The sequence below is a fragment of the Kitasatospora sp. NPDC092948 genome, assembly GCF_044754805.1.
In the GTDB taxonomy this organism is placed as follows: Bacteria; Actinomycetota; Actinomycetes; order Streptomycetales; family Streptomycetaceae; genus Kitasatospora.
Window position 1 is genome coordinate 376,867 of sequence record NZ_JBIVPU010000006.1, and the last position, 15,118, is coordinate 391,984.

Sequence of the window (15,118 nt, forward strand, 5' to 3'; positions counted from 1 at the left end):
GCTCCAAGGAGAAGCGGGGGCCGCCGGGCGGGCGACCCCCGTTCCGGTGACGGATCAGATGCGGCAGGCGTGGATGTTGGTGACCAGGATGGCGCGGGCGCCGATCGCCCACAGGTCGTCCATGATCCGCTGGGCCTCCTTGCGGAGCACCATGGAGCGGACCGCGACCCAGCCGGCGGTGTGCAGCGGCGAAACGGTCGGCGACTCCAGGCCGGGGGTGAGCGCGACGGCCGCGCTGACGTTCTCGGCCCGGATGTCGTAGTCCATCAGCACGTAGCGGCGGGCCACCAGCACGCCCTGCAGGCGGCGCAGGAACTGGTCGACGCCGGGGTCCTCGCCGGCGCCCTTGGGCCGGATCACCACCGCGTCGGACACCAGGATCGGGTCGCCGAAGACCTCCAGGCCGGCGTTGCGCAGGCTGGTGCCGGTCTCCACCACGTCCGCGATCACCTCGGCGACGCCCAGGTGCACGGCGGTCTCCACGGCGCCGTCCAGCTTGGTGACGGTGGCCTTCACGCCGTGCTCGGCGAGGTGCTGCTCGACCAGCCCGGTGTAGGAGGTGGCGATCCGCAGCCCGTCCAGGTCCTGCACGGTGGCGATCTCGGCGCCTACCGGCTTGGCGAACCGGAAGGTCGAGGCGGCGAAGCCGAGCGCGAGCACCTCCTCGGCGTCCGAGGCGGAGTCCAGCAGCAGGTCGCGGCCGGTGATGCCGATGTCGAGCCGGCCGGAGCCGACGTAGACGGCGATGTCGCGCGGGCGCAGGAAGAAGAACTCGACCTGGTTGTCCGGGTCGACCAGGACGAGTTCCTTGGGGTCCTTGCGCTGCCGGTAGCCGGCCTCATGGAGCATCTCCGCCGCGGGACCCGAGAGCGAACCCTTGTTGGGGACGGCGATGCGGAGCATGAGAGGCGAACCCTTCGTCGACTGCGTGCGGTGCGGTGGGGATTTACAGGTACTTGTAGACGTCTTCGAGCGTCAGCCCGCGGGCGATCATCATCACCTGGACGTGGTAGAGGAGCTGGGACATCTCCTCCGCCGTCTCCTCGGGCGACTGGTACTCGGCGGCCATCCAGACTTCGGCGGCCTCCTCGACGACCTTCTTGCCGATCGCATGGACGCCCTGCTGTACGAGCTGGGCCGTGCGGGAGGTCGCGGGGTCGCCGGTGGCGGCCTTCTGCTGGAGCTCGGCGAAGAGCTCCTCGAATGTCTTGGAAGCCATGATGACCTCACCTTACGGGGTGCGGGCTGACGGGCGGTAAACGGTTCCGCACCGTGGACAGTCCGCTGGACATCGAGACGGACCGTCCCCGGTGCGATCACCCGATCAACGCCAGGGCTCGACCACCTCGCGCAGCACGGCCGCGGTGGCGACGGCGGCGGTGGCCGCCTCGTGGCCCTTGTCCTCGACCGAGTCCGGCAGCCCGGCCCGGTCCAGTGCCTGCTGCTCGGTGTCGCAGGTCAGCACGCCGAAGCCGACCGGGACGCCGGTCTCCACCGCAACCTGGGTCAGACCCTGCGTGGCCCCCTGACAGACGTAGTCGAAGTGCGGGGTGCCGCCGCGCAGCACCACGCCCAGCGCCACCACCGCGTCGTAGCCGCGCACGGCCATCTGCTTGGCCGCGACCGGCAGCTCGAAGGCGCCGGGGACGCGGACCAGCGTCGGCTCCTCGATCCCGAACTCCTTCAGCGCGCGCTGCGCGCCCTCCACCAGCCCGTTCATCACCTGGTCGTGCCACTGCGCCGCGACGATCGCGATCCGCAGGTCGGCGCAGTTCTGCGGGGACAGCACGGGGGCTCCGTGTCCGGCCATTTCGGTTCCTCTTTCGACAGTGCGTCAGAACGCGTACTTCGACGGCTACTTGTTGTCGTCCTCGAGCCACGGGAGGTCGTGGCCCATCCGGTCCCGCTTGGTGCGCAGATAGCGCAGGTTGTGCGCGCCCGCGGCGGTGGGCAGCGACCGGCGGGCGGCGACCTTCAGGCCGTGCTCGGTGAGCGCGGTCTGCTTGGCAGGATTGTTGGTCAGCAGGGTGAGCGAGCGCACGCCGAGATCGGCGAGCATCTGTGCGCCGATCGAGTAGTCGCGGGCGTCGACGGGCAGCCCCTGGTCGAGGTTGGCGTCCACGGTGTCCCGGCCCTGCTCCTGGAGCTGGTAGGCGCGCAGCTTGTGGGTCAGGCCGATGCCGCGGCCCTCGTGCCCGCGCAGGTACAGCACCACGCCGCGGCCGGCCTCGGCGACGGCGCGCAGCGAGGCGTGCAGCTGCGGGCCGCAGTCGCAGCGCAGCGAGCTGAACACGTCGCCGGTCAGGCATTCGGAGTGCACCCGCACCAGCACGTCCTCGCCGTCGGGGAGCTTCCCGTCGGCGTCCAGGCCGCCGGCCACCAGGGCCAGGTGCTCGACGCCGTCGATGGTGCCGCGGTAGCCGACGGCGGTGAAGTCGCCGTGGTCGGTGGGCAGCCCGGTGACGGCGGCGCGGTCGACGTGCAGTTCGGTGCGGCGGCGGTAGGCGATCAGGTCCGCGATGGAGATGATCGCCAGGCCGTGCTGGCGGGCGAAGGCGTGCAGTTCGGGCAGCCGGGCCATGGTGCCGTCGTCGTTGACCACTTCGGCGATCGCCCCGGCGGGGGCGAGGCCGGCCAGCCGGGCCAGGTCGACGGCGGCCTCGGTGTGCCCGGGGCGGGCCAGCACGCCGCCGTCCACGGCGCGCAGCGGGAAGACGTGGCCGGGCCGGCTGAGGTCGCCGGGCTCGGTGCCGGGCGAGGCCAGCAGGCGGACGGTGCGGGCCCGGTCGGCGGCGGAGATGCCGGTGTCGACGCCTTCGCGGGCGTCCACCGAGACGGTGTAGGCGGTGCCCTTGCGGTCCTCGTTGATCGGGGTCATCGGAGGCAGCCTGAGCCGGTCGAGCTCGGCGCCGGTCATCGGGACGCAGATCACGCCGGAGCTGTAGCGGATGGTGAAGGCCATCAGCTCGGGGGTGGCGGCGGACGCGGCGAACACCAGGTCGCCCTCGTTCTCGCGGTTCTCGTCGTCGACCACGATCACCATGCGGCCGAGCGCGATGTCGGAGACGGCGCGCTCCACCGGGTCGAGGGCGAGCGGTTCGAGGCCGGCCGGGTCGGGGTCGGACGGTTCTTCGGGCAGGTCGGCGCTCATGCGGCAACTCCCTCGGCGGGAAGGGTGGTTCGGACGGTGCGGGCCTTCGTCCACCAGCTGGTCAGACCGGCCAGCACCAGGACGAAGTAGATGGTGTAGGTGAGCGCGGAGAACACGTAGCCGTGCGCGTAGCTGTACGGGACGCTGATCACGTCGACGGCGATCCAGGCGAACCAGAACTCCACCCAGCCACGGGCCTGGGCGTACATCGCGGCCAGCGTGCCGACGAAGATGTACGCGTCCAGCAGCGGGTTCCAGGACAGCTGCGGGAAGGCGTTGAACAGCGCGGCGACGGCGGCGGTGCCGACCGCGGTGGCCAGGATCAGCACCGCGCGCTGCTTCCAGCCGGCGAACCGGACCTCGATCTCGCCGGTGTCGCGGCGGCCGCGGTTCCACTGGGTCCAGCCCCAGACGGCGGTGACGATGACGATCACCTGCTTGCCGATCAGCCCCGGCATCTGCGCCCCCAGGAACGCGCCGATCAGCACCGCGCCGGCCAGCAGCTGGGCGGGCCAGGTGAGCACCGAGCGGCGCCAGCCGTAGGCCAGGCCGGCGAGGCCTATCAGGTTGCCGACCATGTCGGCGACCTTCACCTGCTGGCCGAAGGCGGTGAAGGACAGGTCTGCGATCGCGCTCACTTGGTTTCCCCCAGGTTTTCGGGCAGTGCACGGGTGTCGAGCAGTCGTTCCACGTACTTGGCGAGCACGTCCACCTCCAGGTTGACGGGGTCGCCCACCGCCTTCACCCCGAGCGTGGTCAGGGCGAGCGTGGCGGGGATCAGCGAGACGGTGAAGCTGTCCAGGGCCGCCTCGACGACGGTGAGGCTCACTCCGTCCACGGTGATCGACCCCTTCTCCACCAGGTAGCGCGAGATCGGCTGTGGCAGGGAGAAACGCAGCACCTCCCAGCGGGGATTCCCGTCCGCGTCCAGGTCGCCGGGCTCGCGGGAGAGCACCGTGCCGGTGCCGTCGACGTGGCCCTGCACCAGGTGGCCGCCGAGCCGGGCGCCGAGTGCCATCGCCCGCTCCAGGTTGACCCGGGAGCCGGGGCGCAGCGCGCCGAGGCTGGAGCGGCGGAGCGTCTCGCGCATCACGTCGGCGCTGAACTCGCCGTTGTGCTCCGCCAGTTGTTCACTGTCGTCGACGACGGTGAGACACACGCCGTTGACCGCGATGGAGTCGCCGTGGCGGGCGTCCGCGGTGACCAGCGGGCCGCGCAGGCGGATTCGCGAGGATTCGCCGATCTCCTCGATGGAGACGACCTCGCCGAGCTCTTCGATGATGCCGGTGAACACCCGGGTTCTCCTCGCGCTTGGGGCGCGGACTCCGGGGCGGCGATCGGGAGTTGACTGCGGACGTGACGCGCCGGGACGGCCCCGCGAGGCCCCGACCGGCTGGTCGTGGCACGGGTCCGCTGCCGAAAACGCCGTGCTTCCGCACCCCGCCCCCGAAGGGGACCGGGTTGCGGACACACCTGTCCGCCGCGCACGCCTCCCATCCGGACTTTAACCGTCGGTCCAGGAGTTTCACCTGGTCAACCGCCCGCTGGCTGCGGACGGGTCGCGGACTTTAACCGCCGGCTCGGAATTTCACCGACCCCGGAGTGCGCTGAACGTCACTGCTACTTCTTCAGCATTCTTGCACGCGCATGCACACCGAAGGCAAGGAACGTGCCCTGTGGCCTGGTTCACGCCCCGGGCGCGAGGTAGCGCGGAACAACCTGCGGGGTGGCGCGTGTTGCATCCGGGGCCCTGGTCCGGCCGCCGCGAGGGGCGGATGTAATGTCGGACGGCGTGATCTTCGACGCCCTCGCCGCTGAGGCGATCCACGACCCGGCCCGGCTGCGGGAGTTGTACGAGCAGCCGAGCGCGATGGTGCAGCGCAAGCAGGTCGACCACCTGCACGACGCGGCGCGGCGGCTCATCGGCTGCTCCTCGCTGGTGTTCGTCGCGACCGCCGACGCGGACGGCAACTGCGACGCCACTCCGCGCGGCGGCCCGCCCGGGTTCGTCTCGGTGCTGGACGAACGCACCCTCGCCATCCCGGATGCCACCGGCAACCGCCGGCTCGACAGCCTGCACAACATCGCCGCCACCGGAAAGGCCGGGCTGATCTTCGTCGTCCCCGGCCGGGCGGCCACCCTGCGGGTCAACGGCCGGGCCTGCGTCAGCGCGGACCCGCGGCTGCTGGAGCAGCTCACCGCGGTCGGCAAGCCGCCGCGCACCGCGATCGTGGTGTCGGCGGACGAGGTCTACGGGCACTGCCCGAAGGCGCTCCTGCGCAGCGCCGCCTGGCAGCCCGAGCAGTGGCTGCCCGCCGACGCGGCGCCCAGCTCCGCCGAGATCACGCTGTCCCACCTGGGCGATCCGGCACTGACGCTGGATCACGTCCTGGCCGCCGAGGAGGAGTCGCTGCGCCTGCGCTACGAGTGACCGCCGGGGCGTCCGGAGCGGGGGCCGGAGGAGGGCGGCGACTCGTGCATGCTGGAGGGCACAGGGACGCCGCATAGGTGGAACTTTGGGGGGCCATAGCTTCGACTTATGGAGCCATAAGTCGAAGCACCGTACCGGGCACGCCCGCCCGCCGGAAGGCTGGCGGCACGCGCCCAGAGCCGAACAGGAGTACCTGCCCATGTCCCGCCCCGTCCGGGTGGCCATCGTCGGTGCCGGCCCCGCCGGGATCTACGCCGCCGACGCACTGCTGAAGTCCGAGCTGGCCACCGCCCCCGGTGTCTCCATCGACCTGATCGAGCGGCTGCCCGCCCCCTTCGGCCTGATCCGCTACGGCGTAGCCCCCGACCACCCGCGGATCAAGGGCATCGTCACCGCCCTGCACCAGGTCCTCGACAAGCCGCAGGTCCGCCTGCTCGGCAACGTCGACTACCCCGGCGACCTCTCCCTGGACGAGCTCCACCGCTTCTACGACGCCCTGGTCTTCGCCACCGGCGCCGAGGCCGACCGCGACCTGTCGATACCCGGCATCGACCTCGACGGCTCGTACGGCGCCGCCGACTTCGTCTCCTGGTACGACGGCCACCCCGAGGTCCCGCGCGAGTGGCCGCTGGAGGCCGAGCAGGTCGCCGTCCTCGGCGTCGGCAACGTCGCCCTGGACGTCGCCCGGGTGCTCGCCAAGACCGCGGACGAACTGCTCCCCACCGAGATCCCGCCGAACGTGTACGACGGCCTCGCCGCCAACCGCGCCGTCGAGGTCCACGTGTTCGGCCGCCGCGGCCCCGCGCAGGCGAAGTTCTCGCCGATGGAGCTCCGCGAGCTCGACCACTCCCCCACCATCGAGGTGATCGTCGACCCCGAGGACATCGACTACGACGATGCCTCGATCGCCACCCGGCGCGCCAACAAGCAGGCCGACATGGTCGCCTCGACGCTGGAGAACTGGGCGATCCGCGACATCGGCGACCGCCCGCACCGCATCCACCTGCACTTCTTCGAGAACCCGGTCGAGGTCCTCGGCGAGGACGGCCGGGTCGTCGCCCTGCGCACCGAGCGCACCGAGCTCGACGGCACCGGCAACACCGTCGGCACCGGCGCCTTCCGCGAATGGCCCGTCCAGGCGGTCTACCGCGCGGTCGGCTACCGCTCCGACGAGCTGGCCAAGCTCCCGTTCGACGCCCTCTCCGCGACGGTTCCGCACGAGGCGGGCCGGGTCCACGAGAACGGCGCCCACCTCCCGTCCGTCTACGTCACCGGCTGGGTCAAGCGCGGCCCCGTCGGCCTGATCGGCCACACCAAGGGCGACGCCAACGAGACCGTCGCCTGCCTGGTCGCCGACCACACCGCGGGCCGCCTGCGGCCCGCCGCCGAGCCCGCCGAGGAGTCGGTGATCGACTTCCTGCGCTCCCGCGGCGTCGACTTCACCACCTGGGAGGGGTGGCACCAGCTCGACGCCCACGAGAAGGCCCTCGGCGAAGCGCAGGGCCGCGAACGGGTGAAGGTCGTGGACCGGGTGGCGATGCTCGACGCCTCGCGCAGCGACAGGGTTGCGGACCGCAAGCCGGAATAAAGGAGCGCACCGACCGGGGCGCGGGGAACTTCGCGAGGGGGAACGCACCACATCCGCAAGATCGCGACGCAGGACAATGACCTGGACGTGATCGCAACCTTGCGGATGTGATGTGCGCTTGTCGCGCAGTTCCCCGCGCCCCTGGTTGTGCGCTCCCTGGCTTCGCACCCTCCCTACATCTCCATCACCTCCGCCGCCGCGTCGACGACCACCGGATCGTGCGTGGCCACCAGTGCCACGCAGCCGCGTTCGGCTGCCCTGCGGGCGATCAACTCCGTGAGGGCTCCGGCCTGTTCGCGGTCGACGGCGGCGGTGGGTTCGTCGATGAGCAGGAGGTCGGGTTCGAGGAAGAGGGCGCGGGCCAGCGCGACGCGCTGCCTCTCGCCGCCGGAGAGCTGGTCCGCGCGGTGCTTCAGGCGGTGTCCGAGGCCGACCTCGGCGAGGGCCGTTTCCGCCGCGGCGCGCTGCCGCCTGGCGGGGCGACCCGCGACGGAGGCCGCGGCCAGCAGCTGTTCGACGGCGGTGAGGCCGCCCAGCAGGTTGCCGCTCTGGAACATGTAGCCGATCCGTTCGCGCCGGACCTTCGCCCGTTCGCCGTCCCCGAGCAGCGCCAAGTCGGTGTCTCCGAGCAGGACTTGACCGCCGTCGGGCCGCAGCAGCGCCCCGGCCACGGCGAGCAGGGTCGACTTCCCGGAGCCCGACGGGCCGACCAGCGCGGTCAGCATCCCGGGGCGGCAGCTCGCGGAGAGGCCGCGCAGGACGGGGGTGCGGGCGTCGCCGTGGCCGAGGGAGACGGTGATGTCGCGCAGGGTCAGAGTCGTCATCGTCCGGCTCCCAGCATGGTCATCGGGTCGGCGGTGGCGACCCGGCGGAGGGTGAGGGCGGCGCCGGCGAGGGCGGCGAGGGCGACCGTGGCCATGGTGGCGGTGAGCGCCAGCCCGGGGAGGCTGAACGGGACTTCGGTGCCGACCAGGAGTCCGACGGCGGAGGCGAGCGCCGCGCCGGCCAGGGTGCCGCCGAGGACGACGGTCGCGGCCTGGACGAGGGTGTGTCCGAGGAGTCGGCGCCGGGAGGCGCCCATCGCGCGCAGCAGGGCGAGTTCGGGTTGCCGCTGGACGGTCCAGACGCCGAAGAACGCGCCGACCACCAGCGGGGCGATCAGGTACAGGAAGAACTGGATGGACGTCATGGTGACGCGTTCGCCGGTGTAGCCGGGCGCGGCGGCGTACGCGTCGGCCACCGGGACGGTCCGGGTCCCGAGTTGGTCGTCCGCGCCGGCCAGTGCGGACGGCGCCGCCCGCAGGGCTATCGCGCTGTACTGGGTCGGGAGCCCGGCGGCGGGCCCGCTCGCGCCGGGGGTGGTGAAGCGGATCGCCTGCCAGGTGGCGGTGGTGACGTAGCCGGCCGGGACGTGTCCGTAGGAGGCGCGGCCGGTGATGCCGGTGACCTTGAGGGCGATGCCGAGCCGGTCGACGGTGAGGGTGTCGCCGATCGCGACGCCTTCCTCGGCGAGCTTCCGGGAGATCACCAACTGGCCGTCGCCGCCGAGGCGTTGGCCGTCCTCCGCGCCGGGGTCGAGGAACGAGCCGGGTTCGACGCCGAACGCGGCGAGGTCGACCTCGGCGTGCCGGTCGGTGGTGCCGCGGGTGATGGTGACGCCGAGCGGGGTGGCCTGGACGCCGGGGCGCTGCTGCCAGCCGGCCAGGGTCTCGGCGGGGACGAGGCTGCGGGCGAACTGGTCGGTCCTGGCGTCCGGGGAGAACGCCAGGTGGGTGGCGGGCAGGCGGCGCAGGGCGGAGACGGTGTCGTCGCCGAGTCCGGTGGTGAACCCGGAGACGATCCCGACCAGGGCGGCGACCAGCAGGACGACGCAGCCCATGAGCAGGAAGCGGCCGCGGGCGGCCTTGAGTTCGAGCAGGGCGAGGTACACCGTGCTCCTTCCGAGATGGGGACAGTGCGTCCCCAAGATAGAACATGGCGACACGGCGTCCCCAACACGGGGGGTGCGGGCTCCTAGACTGTCGGGGTGCCGAAGATCAGCGCCGCCACGGTCGCCGACCACCGCGCCCAGCAGCGCCGGGCGCTGGTCGACGCTGCCCGCGCACTGCTGGAGTCCGAGGGGGACGCCGCCGCGGTGACCTTCGCCGCGGTCGCCCGCAGCACCGGGCTGGCCCGCAACAGCGTCTACAAGTACTTCGCCGACCGCGCCGAACTGCTGGCCGCCGTGGTGCGGGAGTCCGCGCCCCGCTGGACGGAGCGGATCACCGCCGCGATGGCCGCCGCCGAGACTCCCGAGCAACGGGTCGCCGCATACGTCCGCGCCCAGTGCGAGCTGGTGCGCGACGGCGAGCACCGGATCGCCCGCGCCCTGGCCGGCGACCGGGACGCCGCCGCCCTGCGCGAGGCCGCCGGCCACGCGCACCGCGAGCTGCTCACCCCGCTGACCGCCGCGCTCGCCGAACTCGGCGACCACGAACCGGAGTTCACCGCCCAACTGCTCCAGGGCCTGGTGAACGCCGCAGTCACCGCACTCGAGTCCGGCGCCCCGTACGACACCACCACCGACCGCACCACCGCGATGGCGGTCGCCGCCCTCAATGCACTGCACGCCCAGCGGTAGCACCACCACGGGCCCGGGGAGACGCGCGCGAGCGAGCGGGCGCGAATCCAGGGGTGCGGGGAACCGCGCGAAGCGGAAGACACCCCACGGCAGGATCGCGACGCAGGACAACGACCTGCACGTGATGGCGACCTTGCGGATGCGGTCTACGCCGTTTCGCCCCGCAGGGCCTCGCGCCCGTTCGGGCGACCGACGGTGTGTCAGAACCGGAAGTCGCACCTACAATTCGCGATCGCATGATCAGCTCGGCGTGCCCTGTCGCCGACCCTACGGACCGTCATGCGCATTCTGCGGCTCCTGCTCCTCGTCGCCCTCCTCGCGGCGCTCCCCGGTGCGGCCGCCGCCGCGCCCGAGGTTTCCGACACCTTGCTGGTCACCTATGTCGCGCGGGTGTGCGACCGGTACGACGAGGTGATGGCCAACAAGGCCCGCAACAACCTCCAGGAGTCGTTGCGCGATCTCGGCCCGAACTCCAACTACGCCCCGGGGGTCGCGGTCAATCCGACCAACGAGGCGGAGGGCACGCCCGTCCCGCCGTGCCGCCCGCTGCCCGGATGGACCTTCAGCACCGGGACGGGGTTCACCGCCAAGTCCGCGGCGACGCTCCAACTGACCACCGTGACTTCGCAGTTGCGGACGGGCATCACCACCCAGGACAGCACCCCGGAGCTGGACGCGCAGGGCAACCCGACCGGCCGGACGCTGGACGGCGCGGTCACGGTGCAACTGACCGCCGATGAGCTCGCGGCTGCCCGCAAGTCCTCGCTGATCGCCCAGGGCGGCTCCAAGTCCGCCCCGCTGAACGGGTTGCAGGACACCTACGGCTTCGCCGCGCTGCGCTGCTCGCAGGACAACCAGAACGGCGACAACGCCGAGTACGTGAACTTCCCGTCCGGGACCACCCACGTGTTCTGCTACTACTACGCCGTCACCCCGCCGCCCGGCGCGGGCACCATCACGGTGGTCAAGCAGATCGTGGACGGCTCCAACGGCGTCGGCTCGTTCCGCTACGACGGCAACCTGTCGTACGCGGACACCAACGGCGACGGCATCAACGACTTCGTCCTGACGGCGAGTTCGACCAAGTCCGCGTCGATGGACTTCGTCCGCGGCGAGACCCGGCCGGGCGACGATCCGTGGACCTTCACGGAGTACATCGACCCGGCCACCGGCTGGGTGCCGGCCGGGGCGCCGGTGTGCACCGCGGTGAACGAGTCCGGCGGGCCCGGCACCAGCACCTCGGCCACCGACCACAGCGGCCGGTCCGCGGTGACGCTGGCCGCCGGCGACCACGTCACCTGCGTGTACAGCAACGAACGCGCGGCCGGCCCGGCGCTGCTGGAGAAGGAGACGCTCGGCGGGACGGGCAGCTTCGACATCACCGTCGCCGCGCCGCCGGAGGCGGACCTCACCGTCGAGAACAACGTCACCACCGCGCAGCCCGGCGTGCCCGTCACGGTCGCGTACGCCGCCCACCCGGTGCCCGGCCACTACCAGATGAGCGAGGCGATCCCGGCGTCCGACGGCACCGGCCACTGGGCGACGCCGACGGCGTTCTGCAACGGCACGGAGCTGCCCGTCACGGTCGGACCGGCGACGCCCTCCGCGCCAAACGGCACCTGGCAGGCCGGGTACGACCTGGTTCCCGACGTCGAGGCGAAGTGCCTGATCACCAACCGATTCGTGCCCGGCGGGCAGATCGACATCGAGAAGGTCACCGAGGGCGGCACCGGCACGTTCCGCTACCTGATCAGCGCCCTGCCCGCGCCGCGCGCCGCCGCCGACGAGCCCGTCCCGACCCCGCAGTCGGCGGTCGTCACCACCACCGCCGAGGACACCCCGACCACCGCGCACCCCGCCGACGGCTCCGCCGGCCCGGCCGCGAACCTCCTCCCCGTCGGCCCGCAACTGCGGTACTCCGTACAGGAGTTGCTGCCCGCGCCGAGCGCCGACGGCTGGTGGACGCTGGAGTCGGCGGACTGCGGGGCCGCCCTGGGCGCCGCGGATCTGCCGAAGGCCGTGATCGCGGTGAACCTGACCGCCGACGACCCGACGCCGACCTGCCGGTTCACCAACCGGTTCCACCACTTCACGGTGCTGGACGTGGTCAAGCTGACCAGCGACGACACCGGACTGCGCCCGGGCGCCGCCCACCTCGACCTGGACTGCACCGGCGACCCCTCGCCGGTCGGCCTGGACGTCGCGCCGGGCGAGGAGCGCGGCGCCTTCGCCGAGCGGAGCTTCGACGCCCCGGTCACCTGCACCCTCACCGAGCCCGCCACCGGCGCCGCGGACGACGTGCTGGTGACCACCGAGGCGGTGCTCACCGGCGACGACGGCAGCTCCGAGCCGATCACCCTGGGCCAGGTGTTCACCGTCCCCGCCGAGCACTCCTCGGTGGTCACCGCGACCAACCACCTGACCCGCCGGCCGTCCGGCCCGACCCCGCCGGCCACCCCGCCCGTCACCCCGCCGCCGTCCACCGGCGCCGCGGGCGGCCCGCCGCCGGCCGCCGAGGGCGGCCCGGAGTCCGGCGAGGAGCAGGAGGCACGGGAGGGGCGCCGGGAGCACCACGCGCTCCCCGACACCGGTTCCTCGCCGCTGCCGCTGCTGTTCTCGGTCTCGGCCGCCGTCCTGCTGGCCGCCGGCGGCTCCCTGTTCGCCGCCGCCCGCCGCCGACGGAGCTGACGAGCCGTCAGGCCGCCGCCGCCACCGCCTGCCCCGGATCCGCTTCGAGCGGCTCCGGGGCAGGTTCCAGTTCGGCCCGGCCCGCCGCATCGGAGAGTTTGATCAACACGGCGGTGAGCAGCCAGTTCGCGGTCAGCGAGGAGCCGCCCGCGGCGAGGAACGGCAGGGCCTTGCCGGTGAGCGGTATCAACCCGGTGACGCCGCCGACCACCACGAACACCTGGAGCGCCACGGCGGCGGCCAGGCCGGTGGCGAGGAGCTTCCCGAACGGGTCGGTGACGGCGACGGCGGTGCGCAGGGCGCGCTGCACGAACAGGCCGTAGAGCAGCAGGACGGCCATGCCGCCGGCCAGGCCGAGTTCCTCGCCGATGGTGGTGAAGATGAAGTCGCTGCGCCCGGCGAAGCCGATCAGGAACGGCTTGCCCTGGCCGAGTCCGGCGCCGAGCACGTGGCCGCTGCCGAGGCTGAACATCGCCTGCGCGGGCTGGTCGGAGATCAGGGCGGGGTCGTGGTGCTCCTTGTAGTAGTCGAGCGGGTGCAGCCAGGCCTCGACCCGGCCGTGCACGTGCGGTTCCAGGTCGCCGACCACGGACGCGCCGCCGGCGGCCATCAGCAGGCCGATCAGCACCCACCCGGTGCGCTCGGTCGCGGTGTAGAGCATCACCACGAACACCCCGAAGAAGATCAGCGAGGTGCCGAGGTCGCGCTCGAAGATCAGCACCAGCAGGCTGACCACCCAGATCGCCAGCACCGGCCCGAGGTTGCGACCGCGCGGCAGGCTCACGCCCCACACCTTGCGGCCGGTCAGTGCGAGGGCGTCCCGGTTGGCGGTCAGGTAGCCGGCGAAGAACACCGCGATGGCGACCTTGACGAACTCGTCGGGTTCGAAGGAGAGGCCGCCGAGCCGGATCCAGCGCTTGGCGCCGAAGCTGTCGCCCGGGAAGAACGCGGGCGCGGCCAGCAGGACCAGCGCCCCCGCCATGATCACGTAGACGTACTTCTGGAACAGCCGGTGGTGCTTGACCACGGCCAGCAGCACGCCGGCCGCCACCATGGCGATCACCGTCCACTGCACCTGGCTGGGCGCCGCGGGGATCTTCTGCCAGTCGCCCTTGGCCGCGTGCCAGATGGCGTACGAGAAGTCGAGGCGGTCGAGCAGCACCAGGCCGAAGCCGGTGAGCAGGACCGCCAGCGCCAGGATCAGCGGGTCCGCGTAGGGGGCGAAGCGCCGCACCACGAGGTGCAGGACGGCGGCGAGGGCGGTCAACCCGACGCCGTAGGGCAGCAGGCCGGGCGGGAGGGTGCCGCGGAGGGCCAGATTCGCGGTGCACCAGCCGGTCAGACACACCGTCACGGCGACTGCCAGCATGCCGAGTTCGATGTTCCGGCGGCGTGCGGCGCGTCGACTGCCGACGCTGCGATTCGCGCGTCCCACCCGGGCCCCCCTCTCAGTTGTTTTCTACAGGCGTGTAGAACTTCAATGCCGGATCCTTGCACGGATCCGGCGCTGCGACGACGCCGGGCATCCCGTTCCGGTTCCACCCGCTGGGCGGCGCGGCCGGAAAGCGAGAGAAGGAGAGCCGTCGCCATGTCCCACCCCGCGGCCGTCGCGCCCTGGCACTGGTCGGCGCTGGCCGACACCTGGACCCTGGAACCGGCGGTCGCCGCCCTCACCGTCCTGCTGGCGGGAGGCTATCTGGTCGGCGTCCGCCGCAGAAGCGGCTGGCCCTGGTACCGCACGGCGGCGTTCCTCGGCGGGCTGGCGGTGTGGGTGTGGACCACCTGCTCCGGCCTCGGCGTGTACGAGCGGGTGCTGTTCGCCGACCGGGCCGTGCAGCTGGTGCTGCTGCTGATGCTGGTCCCGCTGCTGCTGGCGCTCGGCGCGCCGGTCTCGCTGCTGGCCGAGACCCTGCCGCAGGCCGGCCGGGCGCGGCTGAACGCGGCGCTCTCCGGCCGGGTCTCCCGGGTGCTGATGTTCCCGCTGGTGTCGACCGTGCTGCTGGTCGTCCCGCCGTGGCTGCTGTACTTCACGCCCTGGTACACCGCGACGCTGACCGGCACCGCCGGGAACATCGGCTTCCACCTGGTGCTGGTGCTGCTCGGCCTGCTGTACTTCTGGCCGCGCCTGCAGCTGGACCCGGTGGCGCACGAGTACCCGCTGATGATCGGCGTGGTGATCAGCTTCGTCGAGGTGGTGTTCGACGCGGCGCTGGCGCTCGTCCTGCTGTACGGCGGCCACGTGATCGCCGAGCCGTACTACGCCTCGCTGGCCCGCGACTGGGGCCCGTCGCTCGCCCGGGACCAGTTCATCGGCGGCAACGCGATCTGGATCCTCGGCGACGTGGTCGGCCTGCCGTTCCTGGTCGCCCTGATCCGCCGCCTGATCGTCACCGGCCGGGCCGAGACCGCCGCCGTGGACGCCGCCCTCGACGCCGCCGAGCAGGCCCGGGTGGAGGCCCGGGCGGCGACCCGGACCGCGGACGCGGACCCCGACGAGGACCCTGCGGGCGACCGGCCGTGGTGGCTGGACGACCCCAACCTGCGCCACCGCTACGGCGGCTGAGCGGGACGCCGGCGACGGTGCGGGGCCGGCGGCGCGCGGGTGAAGGGTCCGGCGGCGGTCACGGCGTCGGACCGGAG

At 72.5% G+C, this 15,118-nt stretch carries 14 protein-coding genes and 1 riboswitch; of the genes, 5 read left to right on the plus strand and 9 right to left on the minus strand.

Translation table 11 applies throughout. From position 1 onward, the window contains the following. Positions 1–54: 54 nt before the first annotated feature. From hisG to ACIQF6_RS21110, 6 genes are all read right to left on the minus strand, one after another. Positions 55–903 (minus strand): ATP phosphoribosyltransferase, encoded by an 849-nt coding sequence (hisG, locus tag ACIQF6_RS21085; protein WP_400897126.1) that lies wholly within the window; start codon positions 901–903, stop codon positions 55–57. Between the two features lie 43 nt (positions 904–946). Next, entirely contained in the window at positions 947–1,219 is a 273-nt protein-coding gene (locus tag ACIQF6_RS21090) for a phosphoribosyl-ATP diphosphatase (RefSeq protein ID WP_073816433.1), read from the minus strand. A gap of 105 nt (positions 1,220–1,324) precedes the next feature. Next, positions 1,325–1,810 carry a 6,7-dimethyl-8-ribityllumazine synthase gene (ribH, locus tag ACIQF6_RS21095; RefSeq protein WP_400897129.1) on the minus strand — a complete coding sequence of 162 codons (486 nt, stop codon included), beginning with the start codon at positions 1,808–1,810 and terminating at the stop codon, positions 1,325–1,327. Between the two features lie 45 nt (positions 1,811–1,855). Beyond that, entirely contained in the window at positions 1,856–3,151 is a 1,296-nt protein-coding gene (locus ACIQF6_RS21100) for a bifunctional 3,4-dihydroxy-2-butanone-4-phosphate synthase/GTP cyclohydrolase II (RefSeq protein ID WP_400897131.1), read from the minus strand. Beyond that, the gene (locus ACIQF6_RS21105) at positions 3,148–3,789 is read right to left on the minus strand and encodes a nicotinamide riboside transporter PnuC (protein WP_400897133.1); all 642 of its coding nucleotides are present in this window, start codon (positions 3,787–3,789) and stop codon (positions 3,148–3,150) included. The genes ACIQF6_RS21100 and ACIQF6_RS21105 overlap by 4 nt, the downstream gene beginning before the upstream one ends. After that, complete coding sequence (locus tag ACIQF6_RS21110; protein ID WP_400897135.1) at positions 3,786–4,445, minus strand: riboflavin synthase; 660 nt, start codon at positions 4,443–4,445, stop codon at positions 3,786–3,788. Before ACIQF6_RS21110 ends, ACIQF6_RS21105 begins: the two co-directional genes overlap by 4 nt. 187 nt (positions 4,446–4,632) lie before the next feature. Beyond that, positions 4,633–4,760: riboswitch (FMN riboswitch) on the minus strand. Between the two features lie 171 nt (positions 4,761–4,931). Here ACIQF6_RS21110 and ACIQF6_RS21115 point away from each other — a divergent pair. Together ACIQF6_RS21115 and ACIQF6_RS21120 are read left to right on the plus strand one after the other, a co-directional pair. Further along, a complete protein-coding gene (locus ACIQF6_RS21115; RefSeq protein WP_400897137.1) occupies positions 4,932–5,582 on the plus strand; it encodes an MSMEG_1061 family FMN-dependent PPOX-type flavoprotein in 651 nt (216 codons plus the stop codon). Positions 5,583–5,781: 199 nt separating this feature from the next. Continuing rightward, positions 5,782–7,170, plus strand: coding sequence for an FAD-dependent oxidoreductase (locus ACIQF6_RS21120; RefSeq protein WP_400897139.1), 1,389 nt, complete (start codon positions 5,782–5,784; stop codon positions 7,168–7,170). A gap of 173 nt (positions 7,171–7,343) precedes the next feature. On the opposite strand, the gene ACIQF6_RS21125 is transcribed toward ACIQF6_RS21120, so the two are convergent. Next, positions 7,344–7,994 carry an ABC transporter ATP-binding protein gene (locus ACIQF6_RS21125; RefSeq protein WP_400897141.1) on the minus strand — a complete coding sequence of 217 codons (651 nt, stop codon included), beginning with the start codon at positions 7,992–7,994 and terminating at the stop codon, positions 7,344–7,346. Beyond that, positions 7,991–9,100: an ABC transporter permease gene (locus ACIQF6_RS21130; RefSeq protein WP_400897143.1), complete on the minus strand. Its 1,110-nt coding sequence runs from the start codon at positions 9,098–9,100 to the stop codon at positions 7,991–7,993. The genes ACIQF6_RS21125 and ACIQF6_RS21130 overlap by 4 nt, the downstream gene beginning before the upstream one ends. Before the next feature lie 96 nt (positions 9,101–9,196). On the opposite strand from ACIQF6_RS21130, the gene ACIQF6_RS21135 reads away from it, so the two are divergent. Together ACIQF6_RS21135 and ACIQF6_RS21140 are read left to right on the plus strand one after the other, a co-directional pair. After that, complete coding sequence (locus ACIQF6_RS21135) at positions 9,197–9,790, plus strand: TetR/AcrR family transcriptional regulator (RefSeq protein WP_400897145.1); 594 nt, start codon at positions 9,197–9,199, stop codon at positions 9,788–9,790. Between the two features lie 279 nt (positions 9,791–10,069). Then, positions 10,070–12,478: a hypothetical protein gene (locus tag ACIQF6_RS21140; RefSeq protein ID WP_400897147.1), complete on the plus strand. Its 2,409-nt coding sequence runs from the start codon at positions 10,070–10,072 to the stop codon at positions 12,476–12,478. Between the two features lie 7 nt (positions 12,479–12,485). Here ACIQF6_RS21140 and ACIQF6_RS21145 read toward each other — a convergent pair whose 3' ends face one another. Continuing rightward, the gene (locus tag ACIQF6_RS21145; RefSeq protein ID WP_400897149.1) at positions 12,486–13,847 is read right to left on the minus strand and encodes an FtsW/RodA/SpoVE family cell cycle protein; all 1,362 of its coding nucleotides are present in this window, start codon (positions 13,845–13,847) and stop codon (positions 12,486–12,488) included. A gap of 219 nt (positions 13,848–14,066) precedes the next feature. Here ACIQF6_RS21145 and ACIQF6_RS21150 point away from each other — a divergent pair, with 219 nt between their 5' ends. After that, positions 14,067–15,041, plus strand: coding sequence for a cytochrome c oxidase assembly protein (locus ACIQF6_RS21150; RefSeq protein ID WP_400897151.1), 975 nt, complete (start codon positions 14,067–14,069; stop codon positions 15,039–15,041). Positions 15,042–15,118 lie beyond the last annotated feature (77 nt).